General features: G+C 52.4%; 30 protein-coding genes. 24 read left to right on the plus strand and 6 right to left on the minus strand.

What is annotated here, in order from left to right; translation table 11 throughout:
- Window positions 1-34 precede the first annotated feature (34 nt).
- Together HUN04_24140 and HUN04_24145 are read left to right on the plus strand one after the other, a co-directional pair.
- Window positions 35-1,081: a hypothetical protein gene (locus HUN04_24140; GenBank protein WDP92642.1), complete on the plus strand. Its 1,047-nt coding sequence runs from the start codon at window positions 35-37 to the stop codon at window positions 1,079-1,081.
- Window positions 1,082-1,395: 314 nt separating this feature from the next.
- A complete protein-coding gene (locus tag HUN04_24145; protein ID WDP92643.1) occupies window positions 1,396-2,604 on the plus strand; it encodes a hypothetical protein in 1,209 nt (402 codons plus the stop codon).
- Window positions 2,605-2,937: 333 nt separating this feature from the next.
- On the opposite strand, the gene HUN04_24150 is transcribed toward HUN04_24145, so the two are convergent.
- From HUN04_24150 to gatB, 5 genes are all read right to left on the minus strand, one after another.
- Window positions 2,938-3,291, minus strand: a complete 354-nt coding sequence (locus HUN04_24150) for a transposase (protein ID WDP92644.1) — start codon at window positions 3,289-3,291, stop codon at window positions 2,938-2,940.
- Window positions 3,292-3,391: 100 nt separating this feature from the next.
- Window positions 3,392-4,426: an IS481 family transposase gene (locus HUN04_24155; GenBank protein ID WDP92645.1), complete on the minus strand. Its 1,035-nt coding sequence runs from the start codon at window positions 4,424-4,426 to the stop codon at window positions 3,392-3,394.
- Between the two features lie 318 nt (window positions 4,427-4,744).
- On the minus strand, window positions 4,745-5,053 hold the full coding sequence (locus HUN04_24160) for a helix-turn-helix domain-containing protein (protein ID WDP92646.1): 309 nt from the start codon (window positions 5,051-5,053) through the stop codon (window positions 4,745-4,747).
- A 277-nt stretch (window positions 5,054-5,330) separates the two neighbouring features.
- The gene (locus tag HUN04_24165) at window positions 5,331-5,960 is read right to left on the minus strand and encodes a hypothetical protein (protein WDP92647.1); all 630 of its coding nucleotides are present in this window, start codon (window positions 5,958-5,960) and stop codon (window positions 5,331-5,333) included.
- 16 nt (window positions 5,961-5,976) lie between these two features.
- Entirely contained in the window at window positions 5,977-7,401 is a 1,425-nt protein-coding gene (gene gatB, locus HUN04_24170; GenBank protein ID WDP92648.1) for an Asp-tRNA(Asn)/Glu-tRNA(Gln) amidotransferase subunit GatB, read from the minus strand.
- Between the two features lie 248 nt (window positions 7,402-7,649).
- Here gatB and HUN04_24175 point away from each other — a divergent pair, with 248 nt between their 5' ends.
- Genes HUN04_24175 through amrB form a run of 7 tightly spaced genes read left to right on the plus strand, consistent with a single transcriptional unit; the run spans window position 7,650 to window position 13,180 of the window.
- Window positions 7,650-7,841 (plus strand): DUF2065 domain-containing protein, encoded by a 192-nt coding sequence (locus HUN04_24175; GenBank protein WDP92649.1) that lies wholly within the window; start codon window positions 7,650-7,652, stop codon window positions 7,839-7,841.
- Window positions 7,841-8,905: a tRNA preQ1(34) S-adenosylmethionine ribosyltransferase-isomerase QueA gene (gene queA / locus HUN04_24180; protein ID WDP92650.1), complete on the plus strand. Its 1,065-nt coding sequence runs from the start codon at window positions 7,841-7,843 to the stop codon at window positions 8,903-8,905. Before HUN04_24175 ends, queA begins: the two co-directional genes overlap by 1 nt.
- Before the next feature lie 12 nt (window positions 8,906-8,917).
- The gene (gene tgt, locus HUN04_24185; GenBank protein ID WDP92651.1) at window positions 8,918-10,051 is read left to right on the plus strand and encodes a tRNA guanosine(34) transglycosylase Tgt; all 1,134 of its coding nucleotides are present in this window, start codon (window positions 8,918-8,920) and stop codon (window positions 10,049-10,051) included.
- Window positions 10,048-11,232, plus strand: coding sequence for a pyridoxal phosphate-dependent aminotransferase (locus tag HUN04_24190; protein WDP92652.1), 1,185 nt, complete (start codon window positions 10,048-10,050; stop codon window positions 11,230-11,232). The genes tgt and HUN04_24190 overlap by 4 nt, the downstream gene beginning before the upstream one ends.
- Window positions 11,233-11,256: 24 nt before the next feature.
- The gene (hypA, locus tag HUN04_24195; GenBank protein ID WDP92653.1) at window positions 11,257-11,607 is read left to right on the plus strand and encodes a hydrogenase maturation nickel metallochaperone HypA; all 351 of its coding nucleotides are present in this window, start codon (window positions 11,257-11,259) and stop codon (window positions 11,605-11,607) included.
- A gap of 19 nt (window positions 11,608-11,626) precedes the next feature.
- Window positions 11,627-12,292, plus strand: a complete 666-nt coding sequence (gene hypB, locus HUN04_24200) for a hydrogenase nickel incorporation protein HypB (GenBank protein WDP92654.1) — start codon at window positions 11,627-11,629, stop codon at window positions 12,290-12,292.
- Window positions 12,293-12,313: 21 nt separating this feature from the next.
- A complete protein-coding gene (gene amrB / locus HUN04_24205; GenBank protein ID WDP92655.1) occupies window positions 12,314-13,180 on the plus strand; it encodes an AmmeMemoRadiSam system protein B in 867 nt (288 codons plus the stop codon).
- On the opposite strand, the gene gltX is transcribed toward amrB, so the two are convergent.
- Window positions 13,181-14,587 (minus strand): glutamate--tRNA ligase, encoded by a 1,407-nt coding sequence (gene gltX, locus HUN04_24210; GenBank protein ID WDP92656.1) that lies wholly within the window; start codon window positions 14,585-14,587, stop codon window positions 13,181-13,183.
- A 217-nt stretch (window positions 14,588-14,804) separates the two neighbouring features.
- Here gltX and rpmF point away from each other — a divergent pair, with 217 nt between their 5' ends.
- The 15 genes from rpmF to HUN04_24285 all read left to right on the plus strand — a co-directional run bounded on the left by rpmF (window position 14,805) and on the right by HUN04_24285 (window position 25,772).
- Window positions 14,805-14,990 carry a 50S ribosomal protein L32 gene (gene rpmF, locus HUN04_24215; GenBank protein ID WDP92657.1) on the plus strand — a complete coding sequence of 62 codons (186 nt, stop codon included), beginning with the start codon at window positions 14,805-14,807 and terminating at the stop codon, window positions 14,988-14,990.
- Between the two features lie 22 nt (window positions 14,991-15,012).
- Window positions 15,013-15,246, plus strand: a complete 234-nt coding sequence (acpP, locus tag HUN04_24220; protein ID WDP92658.1) for an acyl carrier protein — start codon at window positions 15,013-15,015, stop codon at window positions 15,244-15,246.
- Window positions 15,247-15,268: 22 nt separating this feature from the next.
- On the plus strand, window positions 15,269-15,709 hold the full coding sequence (gene rpiB, locus HUN04_24225; protein ID WDP92659.1) for a ribose 5-phosphate isomerase B: 441 nt from the start codon (window positions 15,269-15,271) through the stop codon (window positions 15,707-15,709).
- A gap of 55 nt (window positions 15,710-15,764) precedes the next feature.
- Entirely contained in the window at window positions 15,765-17,006 is a 1,242-nt protein-coding gene (locus HUN04_24230) for a serine hydroxymethyltransferase (protein ID WDP92660.1), read from the plus strand.
- Between the two features lie 46 nt (window positions 17,007-17,052).
- Window positions 17,053-17,514 carry a cytidine deaminase gene (locus tag HUN04_24235; protein ID WDP93394.1) on the plus strand — a complete coding sequence of 154 codons (462 nt, stop codon included), beginning with the start codon at window positions 17,053-17,055 and terminating at the stop codon, window positions 17,512-17,514.
- A 21-nt stretch (window positions 17,515-17,535) separates the two neighbouring features.
- Complete coding sequence (gene nrdR / locus HUN04_24240) at window positions 17,536-18,042, plus strand: transcriptional repressor NrdR (GenBank protein ID WDP92661.1); 507 nt, start codon at window positions 17,536-17,538, stop codon at window positions 18,040-18,042.
- The gene (gene ribD / locus HUN04_24245; GenBank protein WDP92662.1) at window positions 18,035-19,183 is read left to right on the plus strand and encodes a bifunctional diaminohydroxyphosphoribosylaminopyrimidine deaminase/5-amino-6-(5-phosphoribosylamino)uracil reductase RibD; all 1,149 of its coding nucleotides are present in this window, start codon (window positions 18,035-18,037) and stop codon (window positions 19,181-19,183) included. Before nrdR ends, ribD begins: the two co-directional genes overlap by 8 nt.
- Complete coding sequence (locus HUN04_24250; GenBank protein ID WDP92663.1) at window positions 19,165-19,830, plus strand: riboflavin synthase; 666 nt, start codon at window positions 19,165-19,167, stop codon at window positions 19,828-19,830. The genes ribD and HUN04_24250 overlap by 19 nt, the downstream gene beginning before the upstream one ends.
- A 20-nt stretch (window positions 19,831-19,850) precedes the next feature.
- A complete protein-coding gene (locus HUN04_24255; GenBank protein ID WDP92664.1) occupies window positions 19,851-21,053 on the plus strand; it encodes a bifunctional 3,4-dihydroxy-2-butanone-4-phosphate synthase/GTP cyclohydrolase II in 1,203 nt (400 codons plus the stop codon).
- A 20-nt stretch (window positions 21,054-21,073) separates the two neighbouring features.
- Complete coding sequence (locus HUN04_24260; GenBank protein WDP92665.1) at window positions 21,074-21,544, plus strand: 6,7-dimethyl-8-ribityllumazine synthase; 471 nt, start codon at window positions 21,074-21,076, stop codon at window positions 21,542-21,544.
- A gap of 3 nt (window positions 21,545-21,547) precedes the next feature.
- Complete coding sequence (gene nusB, locus HUN04_24265) at window positions 21,548-21,961, plus strand: transcription antitermination factor NusB (protein ID WDP92666.1); 414 nt, start codon at window positions 21,548-21,550, stop codon at window positions 21,959-21,961.
- 167 nt (window positions 21,962-22,128) lie between these two features.
- Window positions 22,129-22,749, plus strand: coding sequence for an MBL fold metallo-hydrolase (locus HUN04_24270; protein WDP92667.1), 621 nt, complete (start codon window positions 22,129-22,131; stop codon window positions 22,747-22,749).
- A complete protein-coding gene (pabB, locus tag HUN04_24275) occupies window positions 22,746-24,995 on the plus strand; it encodes an aminodeoxychorismate synthase component I (GenBank protein WDP92668.1) in 2,250 nt (749 codons plus the stop codon). Before HUN04_24270 ends, pabB begins: the two co-directional genes overlap by 4 nt.
- A gap of 75 nt (window positions 24,996-25,070) precedes the next feature.
- On the plus strand, window positions 25,071-25,274 hold the full coding sequence (locus HUN04_24280; GenBank protein WDP92669.1) for a hypothetical protein: 204 nt from the start codon (window positions 25,071-25,073) through the stop codon (window positions 25,272-25,274).
- A 96-nt stretch (window positions 25,275-25,370) separates the two neighbouring features.
- A complete protein-coding gene (locus tag HUN04_24285) occupies window positions 25,371-25,772 on the plus strand; it encodes a hypothetical protein (GenBank protein ID WDP92670.1) in 402 nt (133 codons plus the stop codon).
- Window positions 25,773-25,783 lie beyond the last annotated feature (11 nt).

Consider the following 25,783-nt stretch of genomic DNA (forward strand, 5'->3'; position numbering starts at 1 on the left):
TCAGGTAGTGTGTTTAATTCAAAAGGAGAAAAAGATGAAAAAATTTATTGTAGCCATTGCAGCATTTGCAATGATGACCGGTTCTGCCTTTGCAGCAGACTGGGCTTTTTACGGCGATGCCCGTGTTGACACTTTTTACAGTTCCACTGACGTTATCAACGGTGCTAACGGCGAAACTAATATTGCTGAATCTCTCATGGGTACTTCCCGTGTAGGTGCCAACGTCACCGTTTCCGATGAGCTCGTTGGTAACTTTGAGTTCAGAGCTGTCGACGGCGATATCACTCTCCGTCGTCTGTTCGGCGAATGGAACTTTGGTGCAGGTAAACTGTTGGTAGGCCAGGAATGGACTCCCTGTAATATTGCTTATTCTTCTCAGGTGTACGGCGATGACGGCATGGGCGATACCGGTGATGTGACTTCTCTCCGCGCTCCCATGATCCAGCTGACCTTCGGCGATTTCAAAATTGCCGCTGTTTCCCCGGACACTACTGCTATAATCCCTGGCGCAACCCAGGAAGTTGACCTTCCCACCATCGAAGTTAAATACTCCCACGCCTTCGATAACATTACCCTCGACCTGGCAGCCGGTTACAACACCTACAAAGAAACTACTGGCGGCGTAGAATATGATATCGACTCCTATGTTATAGGTGCCGGTGTTAAAGCTACCTTCGGTGCTGTTATGCTGGCTGGTAACATCATGTTCGGTCAGAATGCCGGTAACATCATCGGTGTTGATACTGATCTTGACGGCCTTACTGCTGCTACCAATACCAACGATGGCTATGCCACTTGGAACGGTACTCAGGTTTTTGATACTGACGTAACTGGTTACCAGCTGGTTGCTGCATACACTGTAAACGACATGTTCCGTCTGGAAGCCGGTTACGGTTATGTGGAAGCCGATTCTGATGACGCAACTATTGCCGATGATGAAGCTGCCAACTACTATGTTCAGGCTGCCATCACTCTGGCTCCCGGCGTAACCGTAACTCCCGAAATCGGTGTTTACGATTACGAAGAAAACAACGACGGCGAGATCACTTACTACGGCGCTAAATGGCAGATCAACTTCTAATTTAGAAGTTATCCCAGATAACACTGCCTGAATTTTACAAAGGGCTGATGGTTGATAAAACCATCAGCCCTTTTTTTGTGTGCAAGTCAATCTTTAATGGTTCAGTCTCCAGAAAGTTTGTCAATGTTTGTCAAATGTAAAAAAATGTTGTTAAAGGTGTTGACAAGGATATGCGAATTTTGATTAAGTAGATCCTGAACAATGTTCACCAAACAGATGTTTGGTCTTTCCTTCAGGGACCACCGGTGTTTAAAAGGACCACCGGTGGTCTGTCAGGCGGGGAAGAGGATCAACTTTTAACAAAAGGAGAAAAGATGAAAAAACTAATGGCAATTGCAGTGTTGATGCTGCTTATGACCGGCTCTGCCTGGGCCGCCGCCGAGTGGAATTTTTACGGCAGTGCCAGGATTTCGACTTTTTATTCGGATATTGAAAATAATCCGTTTTTGACTGGCACGCCGAATACGGACAATTTTGAGATGGATAACAATGGTAATGCCCGTGTCGGCGCCAATATAAAGGTCAGTGATACTTTAACCGGCCGTTTTGAGTTTGGTGCAAAGAATGCGGATATCAACCTGCGTATCCTCTGGGGTGAATGGGACTTCGGCGCCGGCTCTCTGGGGGTCGGCCAGAATTACACCCCGCTTCTCATGCCGTATTCTAATCAGGTCTATAATATCTATGCCCGTAAGGACGGCGATACAAATATGAGTCTTTTTGGTATGCTGTACGGAAAACGGGAACCCATGATCCGATTGAAATTCGGCAATTTTCAGATCGCTGCTGTTGCGCCCCGGCTGAGGGTTTATTCGTATGCTACTACGATTGGTACCGCAGGAAGTACAGCTGTCAGCGGAACTGCTGCGTACTACAATGATCAACCGAATTCCCAGGTTAAATTGCCTAACATTCAAGCCAAGTATAAGATTGATTTTGACTGCGGCCACATTAATCTTGCTGGCGGCTATCAGACCTATGATTTGCTCGACAACGGCGAAGAATTCAAGGTAGAGTCCTACGTGCTTGCACTGGGCGGCCGGTTGAATGTCGGTAAAGCTTATTTCAAGGGTGATATTTGGGGCGGGCAGAATGTTGGCAACCTGGCAGATATTCTTGTTAGCGGCAGTATCGCTAGTACTATGGCGGCCGCTGGTGGCGGGGATCTGGACGGTGCCGGGCTTGGCTTTGCCCGGTGGAGTGATGGTAATATTTATACTGCAACTGCTGGAGCGGCAGGCGTCGCAAGAGGCGTTACAAATAACGATGCTATTGCTGGCCTGATTGTTGCCGGTTATGAAATCAGAAAAGGGCTGTATGTAGAAGCTGGTTACGGATACACCAGGACAGAACTTGATGTTGGTGGTGCCACAAAAGATGATGCAGAGACCTGGTATGTCCAATCTACCATATTCCTTGCCCCCGGCGTATTTATCACCCCGGAAATCGGCGGATTCAACGGTAAACAGACAGGTGATCCGGATATCTTTTATTACGGTGCCAAATGGCAGATTAACTTCTAAAATAAAGTCGATTTTAGCCACCATCTCCGCCTGAAAAATAAAAGGCTCGGCAGAAGCGTTTCTGTCGAGCTTTTTTTGCTTAGGGCGGCCCTTTAGGTGAAAGGTTATAAAATTGTAAACCTGGAAAATTCGTTAGTCTGCTATGTGTGTAGTCGGGGGGGGGGGGGAGGCTGCCGGCGGCCTTGTCAGAGTTTGGAAAAGCTTGAAAAATGGTGTATTGCATGGTAGCCAGGGGGGATACCGGTAGAACAAATAGGCTCTTAACAAAAGCCGAACGTGGCTTGTAATTTAAGGGGGTTGCTGGATAAGTATGTGTTATGGATATAGTGATTTTCAAAATAACTTTCCAATTGACGTAGTTTTCCGAGTTCTCATTGGATTGTCGATAACATCAAGGATTGCTGTGTCCAATCCGTCAATTAGTTGCTGAATTTTACGGCAGACATGATTATTAAACCATCGTGCTTTTATAGTATCCCAGATCTGTTCTATTGGATTTAAATCTTGTGAATACGGTGGCAGAAACATTGGTTTGAAATTGTAAAAATCAATTGTTTTCTTTTTGTGCCAGGATGCATTATCCATAATTAAAACATTGCGCTTCCGAGAAAAGGAAATCATCTCTGAAGCTTCTCCAAGAAAGGCTTGAAATGTATCTGCGTCTGAGTGAGACGTTGTCCAAGACAAAAAATCCCCGAGTCCTGGGGCAGACCAGTCACATTACGTGTAGTAGTTCAGACTTGATCTGACAAATACCGGTTTTGAAAAGGTGTCTGTCAGGTCAAATCTAAGCTATCATTTTTTCCTGACAAATAGTTCTTCCTTCTTCAAGGGTCTCGATTGGAGTCCTACCACAACACATTTTACCTTGATGAGTTCGCTCATTGTTATAGTAGTAAAGCCACGAGTCCAGATCACTTTGCAACATTTGAATATCGGTGTAAATCTTTTTTCTAAAAGTCACCTGATAAAATTCCTGTAATATCGTTTTATGAAATCGCTCACAGATCCCATTTGTCTGTGGATGGCGTGCCTTGGTTTTGGTGTGATCAATGTCGTTAATCGCCAAATATAGCTGATAATCATGCTTTTCGGCCTTACCGCAGTACTCGGTTCCTCTGTCTGTTAAAATTCTCAACATTGGAAGTTTGTTGTTTTCAAAAAAAGGGAGGACCCGATCATTGAGCAGATCGGCTGACGTTATAGGTGTTTTGGTGTTATAGAGTTTAGCAAAAGCGACCTTGGAATATGTATCAACAAATGTCTGCTGGTAAACTCGCCCAACACCTTTCAACGTCCCAACGTAAAACGTATCCTGGGATCCGAGGTAGCCAGGGTGGAAAGTCTCAATTTCTCCGTGGGCTGCATCATCCTGCTTTTTGCGTTCAAGTGCCTGGACCTGTGTTTCAGTCAGAATCATCTTCTCGTCGGCCATCCTCTTTTCAAGCGCTATAAGGCGTTTTTTAAAGCATTCTAACTGGTGCCGAAGCCAGACACTTCTAACACCGCTTGGTGAGATAAATACACCCCGTTTTCGCAACTCATTGCTTGCACGGACCTGGCCATGTGCGGGTTGTTCAATAGCATATTCAACAACAGCGTCTTCCGTTGCTTCATCTACTCTGTTTTTAAGGTTCGGTTTTCTGCGATTTTGATCAAAGAGAGCATCGAGACCATTATCATCTACGGCATTTTTATATCGGTAAAACGTATCTCTTGAAAGCCCCATAATTTTGCAAGCCTGAGAAACATTACCGAGTTCTTCTGCCAGATTTAAAAGTCCTACTTTGTGTTTAATGATTTTTTTGCTACCATGCAGCATGAGGGTTACTCCTTGTTTTGATATTTTGGTTTGGTCACCTTTATCAAAACCGGTAACCCTCTTTTTTTCAAGAGGACTGTCAGATTTTATCTAAACTAATTCACATTACGTTCATACGCAGATGATCTCCGTTTTTCACAACTTTTGATTTGTTTCCTTTTTTATCCCAGCGCCTTCTTGGCCTAGGATCGTCTTCAAATCCAGATTCGTCTCGAAACCATATTTCTATATTTTTTTCGTTATATTACAAATCCAGATCTTTAATGAATTTCTGGCGTTTTTCTTGATCATTGCGATCCGGAAAAGGTTGTGGGACTTTCAGAGCATAGCCCTGATCATGAAAAAACGAACCACGGTTTGATAACTACATTCGACCTCATAGGCCTCGCTGATATATTCATGGAATGCTTTTGCAGTCCAAAACTCCCGGTTAGCTTCTTTGGGGTTTGCGATTAAATACGCATATTTCTTTGCTTCATCTCCTTTTAGAATAGCAGTTCGGCCAGGCCGCTTTTTCACAATTAAACCATCAGCACCTTTTTTATTGAAAAAGTTAATCCAGTTCCTGACAGCTCTATCTCCCACCATAAGAGCTTGACAAACATTCGGTCTTGGAACGCCGGTCAATAAGAATTGTATGGCCGTGCATATTTGAGAAGTTTAACTTAATCCAACCCGAGAAGCTTCCTTTAACTCCTTAATTGTAACATTCTCGGGATTGGGATGAATGAGTGAGCGGGCCATACATTCATATCTATTCATACTTCAGTAAGAATGTTTAGCTTTATTTGAGATTCTTTCGGAACGTAATTTTGATAACGGCTATTGAATACGCTTATGGTGGTTCGTCGCCGGGGAGGACGGATTCCCCGGCGGCAAGAGGTGGCAAAAGGATAGCAGCAGGTTAGAATAGATATTTCCAGACCTTCCAGCCGACTTCTTCCTCCGGCTGCCAGCCCTGGGGGACCTGCATGAGGTGCTCCGGGTTTTTCCGTTTCAGGTCGTTGAGCATCTTTTGTTTTTCCTGTTCCATTTCTTCCCAGGTGAGGGTGGTTCTTTCAAAGATCCGGTGGTTGATGGCGGCTGCGATGCGGTCCACCCTATTGATCAATTCGTCGGCGTTCTTGGACTGTTCGAAAAAGGCCATGAACCGTTTGTTGGTCATGTCGTAGACCCGGGCGTCAATACTGAAGGCGCCGGCAAGCCCGGTGATGGTGCCGGTGAGGATATAGTCGGTTTTTTCTTTCTGGTAAACGGTTTTGATCAATTCATTGCCTGACAGGCTGCCGATTTCGTCCAGAGCGTCATTCATTTTGGCCGGCGGGACCACGGCCACCTTTCCGGGCCAGGTGAGTCTGGAGTAGAGCATGCGGCAGATACCGGGTTTGACATAATCCATGTTTTTATCGGCATGGATGGTAAAGGGCAGAACAGCCAGCGTTTGTCCAGTCTGGCCAACGGCCGGGGAAAGGGGGAGGGCGGTTGCGGCCAGGATAGCGGCCGTTATCATATATTTACGGATTGAATGGATCATATTCACTTTTATACCTCTAAAGTTTTGATTTAAGCAGGGGGGTGACGATTTTGGGGTCGGCTTTTCCCCTGGTCTTTTTCATGATCTGGCCCATGAAAAAGCTGAACAATTTGGTTTTGCCGTTTCTGTAGGCTTCAGCTTCGTCCGGGTTTTCTTTGATGACATCCTCCACCATGACTTCCAGTTCGCCCTGGTCGGATACCTGTTCCAGGCCTTTTTCCTTGACAATGGCTTCCGGATCCTTGGCGGTTTCCGCCATCTCTTCGAAAACGGATTTGGCGGCCCTGGCGTTGATGCTGCCTTTTTCCATGAGGGCAAGGAGTTTGGAAAAGTCTGCGGCAGTTACCGGGGAGTCGGCAATATCCAGGCCCTTGGCATTGAGCATTCCCATGAGGTTGGTCATGGTCCAGTTGGCGGCCTGTTTGATGTTTTCAAGGGGGTGCACTGTTTCCTCGAAGAAATTGGCCATGTCCAGGCTGGCGGTGAGTACGCCGGCGTCATAGGCGGAGAGCTTGTACTCGTTGATGAACCGTTCTTTTTTTTCATCGGGCAGTTCGGGCATGGTGGCCTGTACATCCTGGATCCATTCTTGGTCCACGATGAGGGGGACCAGGTCGGGGTCGGGGAAGTACCGGTAGTCGTGGGCCTCTTCTTTGCCCCGCATGGAGGCGGTGCAGTTTTTGTTGGGATCCCAGAGCCGGGTTTCCTGAATGACCTTGTCGCCGTTTTCAAGTACATAGGTCTGGCGCTCGATTTCGTACCGGATGGCCTTTTCCACGTTTCTGAATGAATTAAGATTTTTCAGTTCGGTGCGGATGCCGAATTCTTCCTGGCCCACCGGGCGCAGGGAGACGTTGGCATCGCAGCGGAAACTGCCCTGTTCCATGTTGCCGTCGCAGACATCAATGTATTTGAGGATGGCGTGGAGCTTGCGCAGGTAAGCACCTGCTTCGGCTGCCGTGCGTATATCCGGCTCGGATACGATTTCGATGAGGGGCACGCCGGTGCGGTTCAGGTCCACCATGCTTTTGGCCCGGGCCGGGTCGTGGATCAGCTTGCCGGCATCCTCTTCCATGTGGATACGGGTGATGCCGATGCGCTTTTCACCGGCCTCTGTTTCAATGTCAAGATGGCCGAATTCCGCTATGGGCTGGGCGTATTGTGAGATCTGGTAGCCCTTGGGCAGGTCCGGGTAAAAATAGTTTTTACGGTCAAACCGGCTCTCTTCATTGATTTGGCAGTTGGTGGCCAGGGCCGCTTTGATGGCAAAGGTGACGGCTTGTTTGTTTAGGACGGGGAGCACTCCCGGCATGCCGGTGCAGACCGGGCAGGTGTTGGCGTTGGGCGACCGGCCGAACTCGGTGGAGCAGTTGCAGAAGATTTTTGTCCGGGTCTTGAGCTGGGCGTGGACCTCAAGCCCGATCACTGGTTCAAAAGGCATATCTTTGTTGATTCCTTATATTTTCCATTACTTGAAATATTAACAGCCTTCCTTTATAACCTTGATACTTTGAATAATCAATATAATTGTTTTACCCAGGGAGCGGAAGTGGATGGTGAAACGCCGGCGGCCGATTTTTATAAGTATTTTCAGCTTGACCGGGTTTGTGCTTGCAAAATAGGGGCTGAACAGATAAAACAAGGACCTTTTGGGACGATAACCCTAGGGAATGATAAGGAATAATTTCCATGAAATTCTTTTTTTGCGTCATGGGCATGGTCATGATTGTGGAGGGCCTGCCCTATTTTGCCTGTCCGGACAAGATGCGGCAGATGGTTGCTGTGGTGCTGGGCCTGGATGACGGGACCTTGAGGCGGTTCGGCTTTTTCATGATGCTGGCCGGGCTGGGCGTGGTTTACCTCGCCATGGGAGGGGCCTGATGTTTCAATTGTCCGATTATGATTACCACCTGCCCGAGAAACTCATCGCCCAGCGGCCCTGCGGTGAGAGGAGCCAGTCCCGGCTGCTGCGGGTAAAGCGGGAACTTGGCCGGTTTTCCCATCATAAGTTTTTTGAACTTGAGAGCTTTTTGAATCCCGGGGATTTGCTGGTGGTCAACAATACCCGTGTGATTCCGGCCAGGCTGATGGGGCAGAAGGAATCCGGCGGCCGGGTGGAGGTGCTGATCATCGATTATGCCGCCGGCATGAAGCATCTTGATGAGACCGGGGTGTTTCAGTGCGACTGCCTGCTCAGGGCATCCCGGCGGCCCAAACCGGGGACCGTGCTTTTCATGGAAGGGGGGATACGGGCCCGGGTGGTCTCCCACAGGGAAAGGGTCTCGGCGGTGGCCTTTGAAGACGGTCCGGCATTCATCGACCGCCTGAAGGGAAACGGCCAGATTCCCCTGCCGCCGTATATAAAGCGGTATGGAGATCCGGAACAGGCTGAAAAGGATAAGAAGAATTACCAGACCGTATATGCTGAGGCCGACGGGGCTGTGGCCGCCCCTACGGCCGGCCTGCATTTTACGGAACGGCTCATGGCCGGGCTTCAAGCCAAAGGGGTGGGGGTGGCCCGGATTACCCTGCACGTGGGGTATGGCACCTTTGTGCCGGTAAGGGTGGCGGATATCCGGGACCATGAGATCCACTCCGAATTTTTTACAGTATCCCAAGAGGCGGCCCGGATGATCAATGAGACAAAGGCCAGGGGCGGACGGGTGGTCGCCGTTGGAACAACCTCGGTGCGGACCCTGGAATTTATTGCCGGTGAGGACGGGCGGGTGGCGGCAGGGGCTGGCCAGTGCAACCTGTTCATTTATCCTGGGTACCGGTTTAAGTGTGTGGATGCCATGGTGACCAATTTCCATCTGCCCAAGTCCACGCTGCTCATGTTGATTTCCGCCTTTTACGACCGCAAGAAAATTCTGGACGCCTATGGGCTTGCCGTGGATGAAAAATATCGGTTTTTCAGTTACGGTGACGCCATGTTTATTGAGTAAAGAGAGTATAAAATGCTGACATTTGATTTGTATAAGGACAACGGCAGGGAAGGTCGGGGGGAGGACCGGACCCGGCTGGGGAAAATTACCACGGCCCACGGCCAGATTGAAACCCCGATTTTCATGCCCGTGGGAACGGTGGGATCGGTAAAGGCGGTGTCCAAGGAGGACCTGGATCACTGCGGTGCCCAGATTATCCTGGGCAATACCTATCATCTCTACCTGCGCCCGGGGTGCGAGGTGATTGAGCCCATGGGCGGCCTGCATAAGTTCATTGCCTGGGACAAGCCCATGCTCACCGATTCCGGCGGGTTCCAGTTTTTTTCCCTGGCCAAGCTGGCCAAGTTTACCGATGAGGGGGTTCATTTCCAGTCCCATATTAACGGGTCCCGCCATTTCTTCTCCCCGGAGCGGGCCGTGGAAATCCAGATGATCCTGGGATCGGATATCATGATGTCCCTGGACTGGTGCATTGCCCAGCCGGCCACTGAAAAGCAGACTGTGGACGCCCTGAATATGACCACCGCCTGGGCCAAACGGGGGTATGACTACTGGCAGGAAAAGGGCGGGGTCAATAACCTTTTCGGAATTGTCCAGGGTGGGATGTACAAGGACCTGCGCTCCCTTTCCGCCGAGCAGATCACGGCCATTGATTTTCCCGGCTTTGCCATCGGCGGCCTTTCCGTGGGCGAACCCACCGAGGTGATGTACGAGATGGCTGACCATACCCTGCCGCTGCTGCCCCGTAACAAGCCCAGGTACATCATGGGGGTGGGCACCCCGGAAAATCTGGTGACCCTGGCGGGCATGGGCTGCGACATGTTCGACTGTGTCATGCCCTCCCGGAACGCCAGGAACGGCAAGCTGTTCACAAGCAAGGGGGACATCAATATCCCCAATGCCAAATACATCACGGACGAACGGCCCATTGATGAAAACTGCAATTGCTACACCTGCCGGAACTACACCCGGGCCTACCTGCGCCATTTGTACAAGGCAAAGGAACTGCTCGCCTACCGGCTGAACACCATTCACAATCTCTATTATTACCTTGACCTCATGGCAAAAATACGCCATGCAATAAAAGAAGATCGTTTTATGGAATTCAAAAGGGAATTTTTTGCTGAAAGGAATGCAAAGGGATGACCATTGCTAAAAAAATAGAAAAAACAATTGAAACCTCTTCCTGGATCCGGAAGATGTTTGAAGCCGGTGCCCGGCTCAAGGCGGAGCACGGGGCGGAGAATGTATTTGATTTTTCCCTGGGAAACCCCAACCTGGAGCCGCCTGAAGCCTTCCGGGCGGCCATGGCTGCGGCGGCACAGGATACCACCCCCGGTCTCCACGGCTATATGCCCAATGCGGGATATCCCCATGTGCGGGAAGCCATTGCCCAAACCGTTTGTGCCTACCAGGGCAAGGATGTGACCGCCGACGATATTATTATGACCTGCGGGGCGGCCGGCGGTTTGAACATCGTCTGCAAGGCCCTGCTCAACCCCGGTGAAGAGGTGCTGGTGCCCGCCCCCTATTTTGTGGAGTACGGCGCTTACGCCGACAACCACGGCGGGGTGCTTAAAACCGTTGCCACAGGGGCTGGGTTCGGCCTGGATATGGATACCCTGGAAAAGGGCATTACGGAACAGACCCGGATTGTGCTCATCAATTCCCCCAACAACCCCACCGGTGCCGTGTACACCCGTGAGGAACTGGCGGCCCTGGGCGACCTGCTCCGGAAAAAATCAAAGGAACTGGGCCGGGTGATTTACCTGGTCTCCGACGAGCCCTATACCCGGATTATCTTTGACGGCACCGAGGTGCCGCCGGTGTTTGAGTTCTACGAGGAGTCCATTGTGGTCACCTCACACTCCAAGGATCTCTCCCTGGCCGGTGAGCGCATCGGGTATGTAACGGTGAATCCAGAAGCACAGTACCGGGGCGCCCTGGTGGGCGCCATGACCCTGGCCAACCGGACCCTGGGATTTGTCAATGCGCCGGCCATGATCCAGCGGGTGCTGCCGGATCTCCAGGACGCCAGCGTGGATATCAATGCCTATAAGCGGAAGCGGGACCTGCTGGTAGAGGGACTGCAGGGTGCAGGTTACGAGTTTGACGTGCCCAAGGGAACCTTTTATCTCTTTGTGAAATCTCCCTTAAAGGATGACGTGGAATTTGTCAGGATACTCCAGGAAGAACTGATCCTGGCCGTGCCCGGCAGCGGATTCGGCGGGCCCGGTTATTTCCGCCTGGCCTTCTGCGTTGACGATCGTACCATTACTGCAGCCATGCCTGGCTTTAACCGGGCCATGGAAAAACTTTCCAAATAGAAATACGTCATAGGGGAACTGATTATGCATGAAATGGGTATTGCCGAACAACTGGTAAAGATTGCGCTGGATGCCATTCCCGATGATATTGAAAATCCCAAAGTGGAGATTCTGAACCTGCGTATCGGCAAGCTGGCCGCCGTGGTGGAGCACAGTTTGACCTTTTGCATGGAAATTATCACCAAGGATACCCCCCTGGACGGGGTGAAACTGGCCGTTGAACAGGTGCCGGTGAAAATCCAATGCCTCAACTGCCAAAAGGAATGGGAAACCGACGCCCCCATGTTCAAATGTCCGGACTGCGGGGACGGGGAAGTGAAGATGCTGACGGGCCGGGAAATTGAAATCTCCTCCATGGAGCTGGCCGACGACTGATAGAATCGAGGAAAATCCAATGGAAATAAATATTCAAAAACGTGTACTGGAAAAAAATCTGACCGATGCGGAAAAAAACCGCGCCTTTTTTAAAGAGCAGAAGGTGTTTGTTCTGAATATGATGTCGTCTCCGGGCTCCGGAAAAACCGAGACCCTGTGCAAAACCCTGGCCCGGCTTATGCCCGGGGTGAGGGTGGGGGTGATTGTGGGGGATGTCTGCACCACCAACGACGCCGACCGACTGGAGGTGACAGGCGCCAAGGTCACCCAGATCAATACGGACCAGTTCGGCGGGGACTGCCATCTGGCCGCCCACCTCATTGACGCCTCGGCCCGGGAACTGGGCTGCGATGACCTGGATCTGCTCATTGTTGAGAATATCGGGAACCTGGTCTGTCCGGCGGAGTTTGATATCGGAGAGGATGCCCGGGCAGTCGTGCTCAGCGTCACCGAAGGGGAAGACAAACCCCTGAAATACCCCCTGATGTTCCAGGTGGCCGATGCTGCCATTTTAAATAAAATCGATCTGCTGCCCTACCTGGATTTTGACGCGCCCCTGGCTGTGGAAAACATGAAGCAGGTCCACCCGGGGATGCCGGTATTTGAAATTTCAGCCAAGACCGAGGAGGGGTTTGAACCCTGGCTGGAATGGCTGAGAACAAAGGTTAAGGAAAAACTAGGTTAGTGATGTAAAAGGAGGGATATCATGGAAATAAAACCCACGGCATTTGCAGGATCATGGTACCCGGGATCGGCGGATGAATGTGAGGCGGCCATCCGTGAGTTTTCGGATCCGGCACCCGATCCGGGAGAACATATCGGCGGGATCGTTCCCCATGCCGGATGGGTCTATTCCGGCGCCATTGCCTGCCGGGTCATCGCTTCCCTGGTATCCCCCACCGCAGAGGCTCCGGATACCATTGTATTATTCGGGGCCCATATGCACCCCGGTTCCCAGGCATTTATCCTCGGGTCCGGTGCCGTGGATACCCCTGTGGGTCCGATTGAGGCCGACCAGGACCTGGCGGCTTATATGGGGAAACTACTTGCCGATACCGGCCATGATATCCGATCCATTCCCCCGTCAAGATTTCCGGATGATAATACCCTGGAACTCCAGTATCCCTTTATCCGCCATTTTTTCCCCGATACAAAGCTTGTTGCATGCGGGGTGCCGCCTTCGGGCCTTGCAGCCCTAATGGGCGAGGCGGCTGTGGACGGGGCAACCTCACTTGGGCGGCGCATCCGCATCCTGGGATCCACGGACATGACCCACTACGGCCCCAATTTCGGGTTTGAACCGGCCGGAAGGGGGCCGAAGGCTGTCGAATGGGTGAAAGAGGAGAATGATGCCGCTGCCATAGGGGCGTTGATCCGGATGGATGTGTCCGGCATTATTGAGCAGGGCCTGTCCAACCATAATATGTGCTGCGCAGGGGCTGCGGCTGCCGCAGTGGCGGCCTGTAAAAAAATAGGCGCAGCCAAGGGAATCTGTCTTGACTACGCCTCAAGTTACGATCTCTCCCGCGCCTCAAGCTTTGTGGGGTATTGCGGGATGGTGTATCCTGTATAGTTATTCAGCGTTGCTGCCGGCAAAGGCGGCTGCTTTTTCGATGCGCTGAACGGTCTTTTCTTTGCCCAGGGCCAGAAGCATTTCAAATATGCCGGGGCTGACGGTGGTGCCGGTAACGGCCACCCGCAGGGGCTGGGCGATTTTCCCGAAGCCCAGGGCGGTTTCTTCCATTACGGCCTTGAACAGGGTTTCCAGATTTTCATGGGTGTACTCGTCCAGGGCGGCGATGCCCTCGGCGCACCGGGTCAGCAGGGAAGCGGCCTCGGGCTTGAGGAATTTTTTGGCAGCCTTTTCCTCGAATTCAACCTCATCCTTATAGTAGAATTGAGCGGCTTCGGCCATTTCCACCAGGGTTTTACTCCTGGGCTGGAGGGTTTCGATAACCCCGTGGGTGAAGGTGTCGTCTTGGGCGTCTATTCCCAGTTCGGCCAGGTGGTCCAGAAGGGGGGCGGCCAGTTCTGCCGGGCTTTTTTTCTGGATGTGTTTGGCGTTGAGGGAGTACAGCTTGTCCATGTCGAACATGGAGGCGGACCGTCCCAGGTGCTCCAGGTCGAATTTTTCAATGAGCTCCTCCCGCTCAAAGAACTCCTGGTCGCCGTGGGACCAGCCCAGGCGGACCAGGTAGTTGATCAAGGCGTCGGCCAGGAATCCCATCTTTTTATATTCGCCCACGGACATGGCGCCGTGGCGTTTGGACAGCCGGGATTTATCCGATCCCAGGACCATGGGCACATGGCCGAATACCGGCATGTCTGCCCCCAGGGCCTGATAGATGAGCATCTGCTTGGGGGTGTTGACCAGGTGGTCATCCCCCCGGACAATGGTGTTTATGCCCATGGTGATGTCATCAATGACCACGGCCAGGTTGTACATGGCCACCCCGTTGCTCCGCTGGATGATAAAGTCGTCGATTTCTGCATTCTGGAAGGCGGTGCTGCCCTTGACAATGTCTTCCACCACGGTGACCCCGGTGTCCGGGGTTTTTAGACGCACCACGGTGTTTTCCCCTTTTTTAAGCCCGCGGTTCCGGCATTTTCCGTTGTACATAGGCTTGAGTCCCTTGGCCTTGGCCTCCTCGCGCATGGCGTTGACCTCTTCGGGGGAGCAGTCGCAATAATAGGCATGGCCGGATTCCACCAGCCGGTCGATGTATTCATTATAAATATCGTGGCGCTGGGTCTGGAAGTAGGGGCCGTCGTCCCAGTCCATGCCCAGCCATTCCATGGATTCCAGGATGGCGTCCACGGACTCCTTGGTGGAGCGGACCTCGTCGGTGTCTTCGATGCGCAGAACGAATTTGCCATTGGTTTTCCGGGCATAGAGCCAGTTGAACAATGCGGTTCTTGCCCCGCCGATATGCAGGTAGCCCGTGGGGGAGGGGGGGAAACGGGTAATGATGGGATCCATATATTTTCTCCAATATTCTATAAATAGATCGGTTAGTTAGTATAAATAAATGGTGTAAAATCGACGCCTTATCTACCATAAAATGTGGACTCCGGCAATAAAAGAATTTCTATTATTCTTGACAGGTTGTGAAAATTGGGGTAGATATGTTTGTTTTATTATTTTGGTGAAAAATAATTGAAATGTAAATAAAAAGATATAGTTAGGAGAAAATCAAATGGCAGTACCTAAGCAGAAAAGCTCCAAGGCAAGAGGAAGAAAAAGAAGAACTCATTACAAAACCAGCGCTCCCACCGTCAGCGTATGCCCCGAGTGCCAGGAGCCCAAGCTCCCCCACACCGCCTGCCCTGAGTGCGGCGCCTACAAGGATAGAAACGTAAACGACAGTGCTGAAGACGAATAAATCCTTAAAGAGGAGTGCGGGCATGACCGTTGAAACCAAAATTAAAAAAGTGATTGCTGAAAAGATTCCGGATATTGATATTGATGACGTGGTGCCGGAAGCATCCCTGATTGAAGACCTGGGTGCGGATTCCCTGACCATTGTTGAACTCGTCATGTCCATGGAAGAAGTCTTTGAAATTGAAATCGATGACGACGACGCCGAAAAACTTGTGACGGTGCAGGATGCCATCGATTACATCAAGGCAAAATCTTAAATTTTAATCGGGATCAGGCAGGATGGATAAGGAAAAGACCATTATTATCGGCAGCGATCATGCCGCATTCGGACTGAAGGAAAAGATCAAGGACCTTTTGTTTAACCTCGGTTACGGCGTGGAAGATGCCGGGACCCATGGCGAAGCGTCCGTTAACTATGCCGATTACGGCAAAAAAGTGGCTGGTGCGGTCTCATCAGGTGAATATGCCAAAGGCATTCTGCTCTGCGGAACGGGCCTTGGCATGTCCATGCAGGCCAACCGGTATAAGGGGGTCCGCGCCGCCCTCTGTTCGGATATTTTTTCCGTGCAGATGAGCCGGCAGCATAACGACTCCAATATACTGGTCATGGGCGGCCGGGTGGTTGGCGACATCCTGGCCTTTGAGTTGGTCAAGACGTGGCTGAATACTGAGTTTGAAGGCGGCCGCCACCTTGACCGCATTAAATCCCTGGATGTATAGCCGGGCGGATCAGCCCGGTGGAACACCCCAGAAATCCAAATAACCGTGTGAGGAGATGGATACGCGCAAAATGAGTTATATTGAGAAGAATGATCCTGAAATCGCCGGGGTTCTGGCTAACGAAGCTGAACGCCAGGAGTACGGCCTGAACCTTATTGCATCTGAAAACACGGTGAGCCCGGCCGTGATGGAAGCACAGGGCTCCATCATGACCAATAAATACGCCGAAGGGTATCCCGCCAAACGGTATTATGGCGGGTGCGAATTTGTGGACCAGGCCGAAGACCTGGCCATTGAGCGGGTGAAAAAACTTTTCGGCGTGGAATTTGCCAACGTCCAGCCCCATTCCGGGTCCGGTGCCAATATGGCGGCCTATTTTGCCATGCTGAAACCCGGAGACCGGATCCTGGCCATGGATCTGTCCAACGGCGGTCACCTCACCCACGGCGCCGGTGTCAGTTTCTCAGGCAAGCTTTTTGACTTCACCCATTACGGCCTGGATCCCCAGACAGAAATGATTGATCTCAACCAGGTGGAAGACCTGGCAAAGGCCAAACAGCCCAAACTGATTGTGGCCGGTGCCTCCGCCTATCCCAGGATCATTGATTTTAAGGGGTTTGCGGAGATTGCTCAGCGCCACAATGCACTGTTCATGGTGGATATGGCCCATATCGCAGGACTGGTGGCCACCGGCCTCCATCCTTCCCCCGTGGGATTTGCCGACGTCATTACGTCCACTACCCATAAGACCCTCAGGGGACCCAGGGGCGGATTGATCCTGTCCTCGGATAAATTCGGCAAGGCCATCAACAGCCAGATATTCCCGGGCATCCAGGGCGGGCCGCTCATGCACGTGATCACGGCCAAGGCTGTGGCCTTTAAAGAAGCCCTTTCCCCGGAATTTGCCGACTACCAGAAACAGGTGGTGAAAAATTCCGCCGCCCTTGCCGGTGTGCTTATGGACCGCGGCTACAAACTGGTTTCCAACGGTACGGACAACCATATGGTGCTGGTGGATTTTTCCAGCCGGGATATCACCGGAAAAGAAGCTGAAGAGCGGCTGGGCCAGGCCAATATCACGGTAAACAAAAATACTGTGCCCAATGAAAAACGCAGCCCCTTTGTGACCTCCGGTATCCGTATCGGTGTGCCCCTGGTCACCTCCAGGGGGATGAAGGAAGATGCAACCCGGACCATCGCCGGATTCATCTGCGATATCCTGGACGATGCCGCCAATATTGCCCGGGTGGCCCAGGAGGTCAAAGACCTCTGCAGCAAGTATCCCCTTTACGCTTAGGACGCTGGCCATGACCCAGATTCCTGAACCCGCCATGGATCATATTATGGATCAGTCACCCGGAAAACGGCCTTCATGGAATGAATATTTCATGGGGATCACCGATTTGGTCGCCGGCCGCGCCACCTGCACCCGGAGAAAGGTGGGGGCGGTGCTGGTCAAGGAAAAACGGATTCTCTGTTCCGGATACAACGGGGCGCCCTCGGGGGTGCCCCACTGCCGGGAAACCGGCTGTCTGAGGGAACAACTCAAGGTCCCTTCCGGGGAGAAACACGAGTTGTGCCGGGGGGTGCATGCTGAACAGAATGCCATCATCCAGGCGGCTTTCCACGGCATTCCCGTTAACGGGGCCGTTCTTTACTGCACCACCCAGCCGTGTTCCATCTGTGCCAAGATGATTATTAACGCAGGTATAAAAAAGGTATATTACAAGGAAGGGTATGACGATCCCCTTTCCATGGACATGTTTGCCCAGGCCGGTGTGGAACTGGTCCGGCTGAGTACCTGAATTGAGAATTGAGAGGCTGACATGAAATGCCCTTTTTGCGGAAAACTGAATACCCGGGTGGTTGATTCCAGGCCGGGCAAAATTGAGTTTGAAGTCCGGCGAAGAAGGGAATGCCAGGGATGTTCCCAGCGGTTTACCACCTATGAACGGGTGGAGCAGGTCCCTGTGATGATTGTCAAAAAAGACAACCGCAGGGAGGAATTCGACAGAGAAAAAATCCTCAAAGGCATCCAGAAAGCCTGCGAAAAGCGGGCCATCAGTGTGGATCAGATTGAAGAAATGGTGGCCTCCATTGAGCGGGATCTTCGTGAAGGTGCGGACCGGGAGGTTTTATCCAAGGTGGTCGGGGAGAAGATTATCACGGCCTTGAAGGAAGTGGATGATGTGGCCTATGTCCGGTTCGCTTCTGTATACCGGGAGTTCAAGGATGTGGCCGATTTTATCCAGGAACTCAAGGGGATGCTGCCCGATGACTGCCGCCCTGAAGAACTGGACCAGCTGGGCTCGACGGACAGGAACCATGACTGATAACAGGTATATGGAACTGGCCCTGGAGCTGGCGGCCAAGGGAAAGGGGTTTACCTCACCCAATCCCTGCGTAGGGGCAGTGGTGGTGAAAGACGGCGATATTATCGGCCGCGGATACCATCCCAAGGCCGGCGGGCCCCACGCAGAGGTGGTGGCCATTGACGACGCCCATGCCCATGCGCCGGGCCGGCTTGCCGGTTCCACCATTTATGTTACCCTTGAACCCTGCAACCATTTCGGAAAAACCCCGCCCTGCACCCGGAAAATTTTGTCTGCAGGCATCACCCGTGTGGTGGTGGGCTGCACAGATCCCAATCCCGTGGCTGCCGGCGGCATTGATCTTTTAAGGGAAAACGGGGTTGATGTGGAAACCGGGATTCTACAGGACCGGGCCCGGACCCTCATCGAAGATTTTATCTGGTACAACCAGAATGAAAAACGTCCCTTTGTCACCCTCAAGTGCGCGGCCACCCTTGACGGCCGCATTGCCACCCGATCCGGGGATTCCCAGTGGATTACCAATGAACTCTCCCGGGGGTACGGGCACAGGCTTCGCCACGAGGCCGACGCCATCCTCATCGGTTCCGGCACCCTCCATGCCGACAATCCATCGCTGACGGCAAGGATACCCGGGGAAACCACCGTGGACCCGGCCCGGGTTGTTCTGGATTCCCGGCTGACAGTGAAAGAAGATGCCAAAATTATTACCCAGGATTCCCAGGCGCCCACCATCATCGTTGCGGGTCCCCATGCGGACGCCAAAAAAGCCTCAAGGCTTGAAGCCAAAGGGGTGAAGATCATCCGGGTGAATCTTATTGACGGAAAGCTTGATTTAAATGAACTTGTGATTAAGTTAGGAAACATGTCCATATCAAGCATCCTCATAGAAGGGGGCGGCCGGGTGGCTGCCTCAGCCCTGAAAGCCGGTATTGTCAACAAGGTCTGCTACTTTATCGCCCCCAAAATTCTAGGGGGCAGCGACGGCCTTCCCGTATTCTCCGGAGAAGGACCTGAGAAAATCAAGGATGTCTGTGAATTGACCCGGGTGACGACAATGAGCTTTGGCTCTGATATCCTGGTCACCGGCTATATTACCAAAAATAACCATCAGGGAGACCGCCCGTGTTCACCGGTATCATAGAAAGTTTTGGCACCATCAAGCGCATTGAATCCAATGGAGAGGGGAAGGTGCTGCTTATCGGATGCGACCTGGACCTCTCCCAGAGCAAGATCGGCGATTCCATTGCCGTCAACGGCGCCTGCCTTACCGCTGTCAGTCTTGGCACCAACCAGTTTCGTGTGGATATGGCCCCGGAAACCGTTGCAAGAACCACATTTAAAAAGATGGGACCGGGCAGCCGGGTGAATATCGAGCGGGCATTGAAGCTGTCCGACCGCATCGACGGCCATCTGGTGTCGGGGCATATTGACGGTACCGGCACCATCAGCGCCATAAAAAAAATGAGCAATGCTGTCATCATAGATGTGACGGTGCCGGAAAACCTGGCCGCAGATATGATTGAAAAAGGATCGGTGGCCATTGAAGGGATAAGCCTGACCATCAATAAATGCTGGGAGACCGGATTTCAGGTCAGCATTATTCCCCACACCGCCCAGATTACCACCATCGGCACAAAGCAGGTGGGGGACGAGGTCAATATTGAAACGGACATGCTGGGCAAGTATGTCAGAAAAATTTTAAACACAGGCGGGGGGAGCGTGAATTCTCCGGGGTCCAATGATTCCGATATTTCCATGTCACTCCTGGCCCGTAATGGATTTTTATAATTTATAGGGAAAGTATAGATATGCCGCACTTAACCATTGAACAGGCAATTGAAGATATTAAAAACGGTAAAATGGTCATCCTCGTTGATGATGAAGACCGGGAAAATGAAGGCGACCTGACCATGGCGGCCGAGGCGGTTACGCCCGAAGCCATTAATTTTATGGCCACTTACGGCCGGGGGCTGATCTGCCTTTCCCTGGACTCTTCCATTGCCGACCGCCTGGATCTGCCCATGATGGTGGAAAACAACACCTCACAGTTTGAGACCGGTTTCACGGTTTCCATCGAAGCCAAACGGGGCGTGACCACAGGTATCTCCGCAGCGGACCGGGCCACTACCATTCTCACCGCCGTGGCCGATGACACCACCCCGGCCGACATTGCACGGCCCGGACATATTTTCCCCCTGCGGGCCCGCGACGGGGGGGTCATGGTCAGAATCGGCCAGACCGAAGGATCTGTGGATCTGGCCCGGCTGGCCGGCCTCAAACCCGCCGGTGTTATCTGCGAGATCATGGACGAAGACGGCACCATGGCCCGGATGCCCGCCCTTGAGACATTTGCCAAGAAACACGGCATTGGCATCTGCACCGTGGCCGATCTGGTCAAGTACCGGATGAAAACCGAAAGTTTTGTGAAGCGTGCTGCTGAAACCGTTATCCCCACCAAAGTGGGCGGCGAGTTCAGGATCATTGCCTATGAAAACGATATGGACAATCTCACCCACATTGCCCTGGTCAAGGGGGAGATAGACCCTGAAAAAGAAATCCTGGTCCGGGTCCATTCCGAATGCATGACCGGGGATATATTTTCTTCCCAGCGGTGTGACTGCCAGGACCAGCTCCACCGGGCCATGAAAATGGTGGATGAAGAGGGCATGGGCGTTATCCTTTACCTGCGCCAGGAGGGCCGGGGCATCGGCCTGGTTAACAAGCTCAAGGCCTATGAATACCAGCGCCAGGGACTGGATACGGTTGAAGCCAATGAAAAGCTGGGGTTTGACGCGGACCTGCGTGACTACGGGGTCGGCGCCCAGATGCTGGTGGACATCGGCGTTAAGAAAATGCGTCTGATGACCAACAATCCCAAAAAAATGATCGGCCTGGAAGGTTACGGCCTTTCCGTGGTGGAGCAGGTGCCCATTGAAGTGGAAGCCAACTGCCACAACCAGGGCTATTTGAAATGCAAGCAGGCCAAGATGGGCCACCTTCTTCATATGTAATTTTGAAAGGATAAAAAGATATGCCGAATCTAATTGAAGCCGGCCTGAGTGCCAAGGGGAAGAAATTCGGAATCATTGCCTCCCGGTTTAATGATTTCATTGTGGGAAAGCTGGTTGACGGGGCCGTGGACGCCCTGGTCAGAAGCGGCGCCGAAGACAAAGATATCACCGTTCTTAAAGTCCCCGGTGCCTTTGAAATTCCCCTGGTGGCCAAGAAAATGGTCGGCCAGAAAAAATACGACGCCGTCATCTGCCTTGGGGCGGTGATCCGCGGTGCCACCACCCACTATGACTATGTCTGCGCCGAAGTCTCCAAGGGGATCGCCGCAGTCAGCATGGATGCCGAGGTTCCTGTTATGTTTGGCATCTTGACCACGGAAACCATTGAGCAGGCCATTGAAAGGGCCGGTACCAAAGCCGGTAACAAGGGGTTTGATGTGGCCCTTGGTGCCGTTGAAATGGCCAACCTCTGCCAGGATATGGGCAAATAAAAAATGGGAAACAGAAGAAAATCCCGGGAACTGGCGCTCCAGGCCCTGTTTTTCCTGGACGTGAACGGTGCTGATCCCGAAACGGGTATTGAAGCGTTTTGTACCGAGCATGAAGGGGAGATCAGTGAGGAGGTGAAACCCTTTTTTCTGGAATTGGTCAACGGGGCGTTGGCCGACCAGGACGAAATCGACCGCCTCTTGAACAAATGGGCCAAGAACTGGAAAATTTCCAGGATGCCGGTGGTGGACCGTAACATCATGCGCCTGGCTGTCTTCGAAATGATACGCCGGCCCGATATCCCCGCTTCGGTCTCCATCAACGAAGCCGTTGAAATCGGAAAGAAATTCGGCACCCGGGATTCCGGCCCTTTTATTAACGGGGTGCTGGACCGGATCAGGATTCAGGAGAGTTTATAACCAATGCCGGGGTTGAAAATCTGCAATTTTTTTCGAGTACAAGCGGGGGATAAATTTCAACCGGAAACATAGGTTTAAGTATGTTCAGGATTGAAATTTAACCCAAGGACGTCATCGATAAAATTTGTGGTTTTCGGGCGGCATTAATCCCTCAGCAGGAGGTTGATGTGATAATACAGAAGCTTGAAGTCGGCCCCATTATGGCCAATTGTTTTATTCTCGGATGTGAAAAAACCAAGGAAGCGGCAGTGATTGATCCGGGGGATGATGCCGACAGGATACTGATGGCCCTGGCCAAGTCCGAACTGAGAGTAAAGTATCTGATCAACACCCACGGCCATTTTGATCACGTGGGGGCCAACAAGCGGATGAAGGAAGCCACCGGCGCCGACATCGCCTGCCACCCTGAGGATGAACCCATGCTGGTGGAACTTTCCAGGTCAGCCGCCATGTTCGGCCTCTCCGCCGAGAATTCTCCCCCTGCCGATCTTTTGCTCAAAGAGGGGGATGAGGTCTCCTTCGGTGAGATTACTTTAAAGGTGATCCACACCCCGGGCCACTCCCCAGGGGGAATCTGCCTGTATACCCCGGGCCATTTGTTTGCCGGTGACACCCTTTTCATGGGGTCCATCGGCCGCACAGACCTGCCCGGCGGGAACTACGACACCTTGATTTCCAGTATTAAGACCAAATTGCTTGATCTGCCGGAAGATACCATGGTCTATACGGGTCACGGCCCTGAAACCAATATCGGAAACGAAAAACGGATGAACCCCTTCCTCAGATGATGGGAACGCTGCCTGACCTCCCCGCAATAACAGATATTTTCGTCCAGGAAATTTCCCCTGGATTTCCCTTTGAACTGGCAGCAGCACGGTTTGCCGGAGACCCCGGCACCGTGGTGTTGCTTTCGGGTTCGGACATGGACTGCGCCAGGTATAATTGCCTGGCCGTGGATCCCTGGCTGGAATTGACCGGATACCGGGACCGCATGGCATTGGAGATAAGGTCTGCCGATGGAACGGTCACAAGAACCCGGATTACCCAGAATCCCTTCGACCTGCTCAATGACCTGGTCGCCCGGCTGACACTCAGTAATTTTCAGACCGATCTGCCCTGCGCCGCAGGGCTGTTCGGCTATTTCGGCTATGATCTCAAGGATCAGATCGAAGCGCTGCCCAGAACTTGCGCGGAAACGTTTTTGCCCGATATCTGCCTTTATCTGCCTTCCGCTGTTTTGACCCAGGATCAAAGATCCGGCAAGACGACTTTGTCCGTACCGGTCTTGGACAAGGATATGGCCCGTGCCCGAACCTGTGCCGAGACCTTTCTCGCCCGGATGGATTATCCCTGGGAACCGTCTGGATTTTCCATAGATTTCCGGGGGTTTACCTCCTCTTTTTCCCGGGATGAGTACATGGACGCCGTTGCAAAGGTCATCCAATACCTCAGGGCCGGGGATATCTACCAGGCCAACCTTTCCCAGCGGTTTGAAACCGGATTCAGCGGGGATACCTACAGCCTTTTTCTGGAATTGTTCCGGCGGAATCCTGCCGCCTTTTTCAGCTATATCAATGCCGGCAACCACCAGGTGGTTTCCACCTCCCCCGAGCGATTCATCCAGGTGGCGGACAGGGCTGTGGAAACCCGTCCCATCAAGGGGACCATTGCCCGATGTGCCGACCCTGACGCCGATAAAGCCAATGGCCGGAAGCTCTCCTCAAGCCTAAAGGATGATGCCGAACTGACCATGATCGTGGACCTCATGCGAAACGATATTTCCAGGGTGACGGAAGCCGGTTCTGTGGAGGTCGTCGAGCACAAGCGGCTGGAACCCTATGAAAACGTCTTTCACCTGGTCTCCGTGGTAAAGGGGACATTACAGCCGGATAAGACGGCTGTGGACCTCATCCGGGGCACCTTTCCCGGGGGGTCCATCACCGGCTGCCCCAAGATCAGGGCCATGGAAATCATCGATGAGCTGGAACCGGTAAAACGACATGTCTACACCGGCTCCATCGGGTACATAAGCTTTCACGGCACCATGGATCTTTCCATTGCCATCCGAACGGCCACGGTTTTTGACGGGCGGCTGATTTTTTCCGTGGGTGGTGGGATTGTTTACGATTCCGATCCCGAAAAAGAGTTCCAGGAGACCCTGGACAAGGGAAAGACCATCATGGAAACCCTGCTCAGCGCATCCTCGAAACCGGATACCGCCCCTCTAAAGGCTTGGATTAACGGGAAACTGACCGATCAAGACCGCTCTGTGGTTCCGGCTGCAGGCCCGGCATATGAGTACGGTGCCGGGCTCTTTGAGACCCTCCGTGTGGATCGGGGGCGCCCGGTGCTGCTGGCCGAACACATCCGGCGGATGGAAAGATCCTGGGATCAATTATTTGACCTGCCCCTGCCCGACATTACCTGGGACAGGGTGATTGACCAACTGGTCCGGGAAAACGGGCTGGCTGGCCGGACCGCGGCCGTAAAGCTGATCATGGCCCCGGACGGCAGGCCCGGGCATAGGGTGTATACCGCCGCTTATATCCGGCCCTATGTCCATCGGCTGGAGGTCCTGGGTAAAAGCGGACTGGATCTGGCCGTATTCCCGGAATCCAGGGAAACTTTCCTTGCGGATCACAAAACCATGAATTATTTTTTTTACGAGCGGGCAGGGGCCTGGGCCAGGAAGAACGGTGCCGATGAAGCGCTGATCCTCAATCCGGACCGCAGTGTCTCCGAAACCAATACCTGCAGTATTTTTGCCCTTGAGGGCAACACCCTGGTTATTCCCCAATCCACACATGTGTTGCCCGGGGTGACCCTGGCGGCCGTAACAGGCGCCCTGGCCGGCCGGGGGTACAAGGTAAAACATGAACCGCTAAGTGTAGAGCGGCTGGCCGCCCTTCCCAATGTAATGGCGGCCAATTCCCTGATGGGGGCGGTGCCGGTGGACCGGATAGGGGAGATCGGAATTCTCCATGACCCGGCGCTTTGCCCCATGATAAACAGGTTGCTGGAGGGGGCGGAATAACCATTTGGTAACTTGTTTTTCATTTTGTGATAGGATACACCTTGGAATAACCATAATATGAAACGGAACAGAAAAATGAAAACAAGATCCATTAGTTTAATAGCGGCGGCATTGCTGGCGCTATGGACCGGTTTGGCAGGGGCTGCGCCCAAAGCCGTGGTCTCCGATTCAAATTACGAGTTCCCTCCCACCTCCGAGGGGCAGAAACTGACCCACGAATTCATCGTCAAAAATGAAGGGGACACCGAACTGAATATTCTCAGTGTCCTTCCTCCCTGAGGCTGTGACAGCCGTGCCTTTGACAAGCAGATTCCCCCGGGCGGGGAAGGAAAAATAAAGATCGGTGTGGACACCCACGGATACGGCGGTAACCGGATGAATAAGAGAATCCTGGTGAAAACCGATGACCCGGCAAAACGGCAGTTTTATCTGACCATCACCGGCAAGGTGATCAGCATCGTCGAGGTTAAACCCGCCGTGGTCAGCCTCAGCGGCACCCCGGGACAATCCCTGGAAGCCCTTGTCACCATTACGCCGGCGGAAAATCACGATATGAAAATTCTGGAAATGACCCAGAAATTCAATACCAATATCAAGGCGAAGCTGGTGGCTCCGGAGCAGGGCAAGCGGCAGTGGCAGGTTAAAATCAACACGTTCTCAGATAAGGCTGATGATTTTTACGATATCCTCACCTTGAAAACCGACAATCCCCTGAAACCGAGACTAAAGGTCAGGGTATACGCTATTTATTTTGAAAAAAGCGGCAGTAATTCATAATGGACCAGAGT

The sequence above is a fragment of the Desulfobacter sp. genome, from assembly GCA_028768525.1.
In the GTDB taxonomy this organism is placed as follows: Bacteria; Desulfobacterota; Desulfobacteria; order Desulfobacterales; family Desulfobacteraceae; genus Desulfobacter.

Bases quoted from the DNA above. Each gene is read 5' to 3' on its own strand.
- HUN04_24140 (WDP92642.1), top strand. From the start codon at position 35: ATGAAAAAATTTATTGTAGCCATTGCAGCATTTGCAATGATGACCGGT.
- HUN04_24145 (WDP92643.1), top strand. From the start codon at position 1,396: ATGAAAAAACTAATGGCAATTGCAGTGTTGATGCTGCTTATGACCGGC.
- HUN04_24155 (WDP92645.1), bottom strand. From the start codon at position 4,426: ATGCTGCATGGTAGCAAAAAAATCATTAAACACAAAGTAGGACTTTTA.
- HUN04_24165 (WDP92647.1), bottom strand. From the start codon at position 5,960: ATGATCCATTCAATCCGTAAATATATGATAACGGCCGCTATCCTGGCC.
- gatB (WDP92648.1), bottom strand. From the start codon at position 7,401: ATGCCTTTTGAACCAGTGATCGGGCTTGAGGTCCACGCCCAGCTCAAG.
- HUN04_24175 (WDP92649.1), top strand. From the start codon at position 7,650: ATGAAATTCTTTTTTTGCGTCATGGGCATGGTCATGATTGTGGAGGGC.
- queA (WDP92650.1), top strand. From the start codon at position 7,841: ATGTTTCAATTGTCCGATTATGATTACCACCTGCCCGAGAAACTCATC.
- tgt (WDP92651.1), top strand. From the start codon at position 8,918: ATGCTGACATTTGATTTGTATAAGGACAACGGCAGGGAAGGTCGGGGG.
- HUN04_24190 (WDP92652.1), top strand. From the start codon at position 10,048: ATGACCATTGCTAAAAAAATAGAAAAAACAATTGAAACCTCTTCCTGG.
- hypA (WDP92653.1), top strand. From the start codon at position 11,257: ATGCATGAAATGGGTATTGCCGAACAACTGGTAAAGATTGCGCTGGAT.
- hypB (WDP92654.1), top strand. From the start codon at position 11,627: ATGGAAATAAATATTCAAAAACGTGTACTGGAAAAAAATCTGACCGAT.
- amrB (WDP92655.1), top strand. From the start codon at position 12,314: ATGGAAATAAAACCCACGGCATTTGCAGGATCATGGTACCCGGGATCG.
- gltX (WDP92656.1), bottom strand. From the start codon at position 14,587: ATGGATCCCATCATTACCCGTTTCCCCCCCTCCCCCACGGGCTACCTG.
- rpmF (WDP92657.1), top strand. From the start codon at position 14,805: ATGGCAGTACCTAAGCAGAAAAGCTCCAAGGCAAGAGGAAGAAAAAGA.
- acpP (WDP92658.1), top strand. From the start codon at position 15,013: ATGACCGTTGAAACCAAAATTAAAAAAGTGATTGCTGAAAAGATTCCG.
- rpiB (WDP92659.1), top strand. From the start codon at position 15,269: ATGGATAAGGAAAAGACCATTATTATCGGCAGCGATCATGCCGCATTC.
- HUN04_24230 (WDP92660.1), top strand. From the start codon at position 15,765: ATGGATACGCGCAAAATGAGTTATATTGAGAAGAATGATCCTGAAATC.
- HUN04_24235 (WDP93394.1), top strand. From the start codon at position 17,053: ATGGATCAGTCACCCGGAAAACGGCCTTCATGGAATGAATATTTCATG.
- nrdR (WDP92661.1), top strand. From the start codon at position 17,536: ATGAAATGCCCTTTTTGCGGAAAACTGAATACCCGGGTGGTTGATTCC.
- ribD (WDP92662.1), top strand. From the start codon at position 18,035: ATGACTGATAACAGGTATATGGAACTGGCCCTGGAGCTGGCGGCCAAG.
- HUN04_24255 (WDP92664.1), top strand. From the start codon at position 19,851: ATGCCGCACTTAACCATTGAACAGGCAATTGAAGATATTAAAAACGGT.
- HUN04_24260 (WDP92665.1), top strand. From the start codon at position 21,074: ATGCCGAATCTAATTGAAGCCGGCCTGAGTGCCAAGGGGAAGAAATTC.
- nusB (WDP92666.1), top strand. From the start codon at position 21,548: ATGGGAAACAGAAGAAAATCCCGGGAACTGGCGCTCCAGGCCCTGTTT.
- pabB (WDP92668.1), top strand. From the start codon at position 22,746: ATGATGGGAACGCTGCCTGACCTCCCCGCAATAACAGATATTTTCGTC.
- HUN04_24280 (WDP92669.1), top strand. From the start codon at position 25,071: ATGAAAACAAGATCCATTAGTTTAATAGCGGCGGCATTGCTGGCGCTA.
- HUN04_24285 (WDP92670.1), top strand. From the start codon at position 25,371: ATGAATAAGAGAATCCTGGTGAAAACCGATGACCCGGCAAAACGGCAG.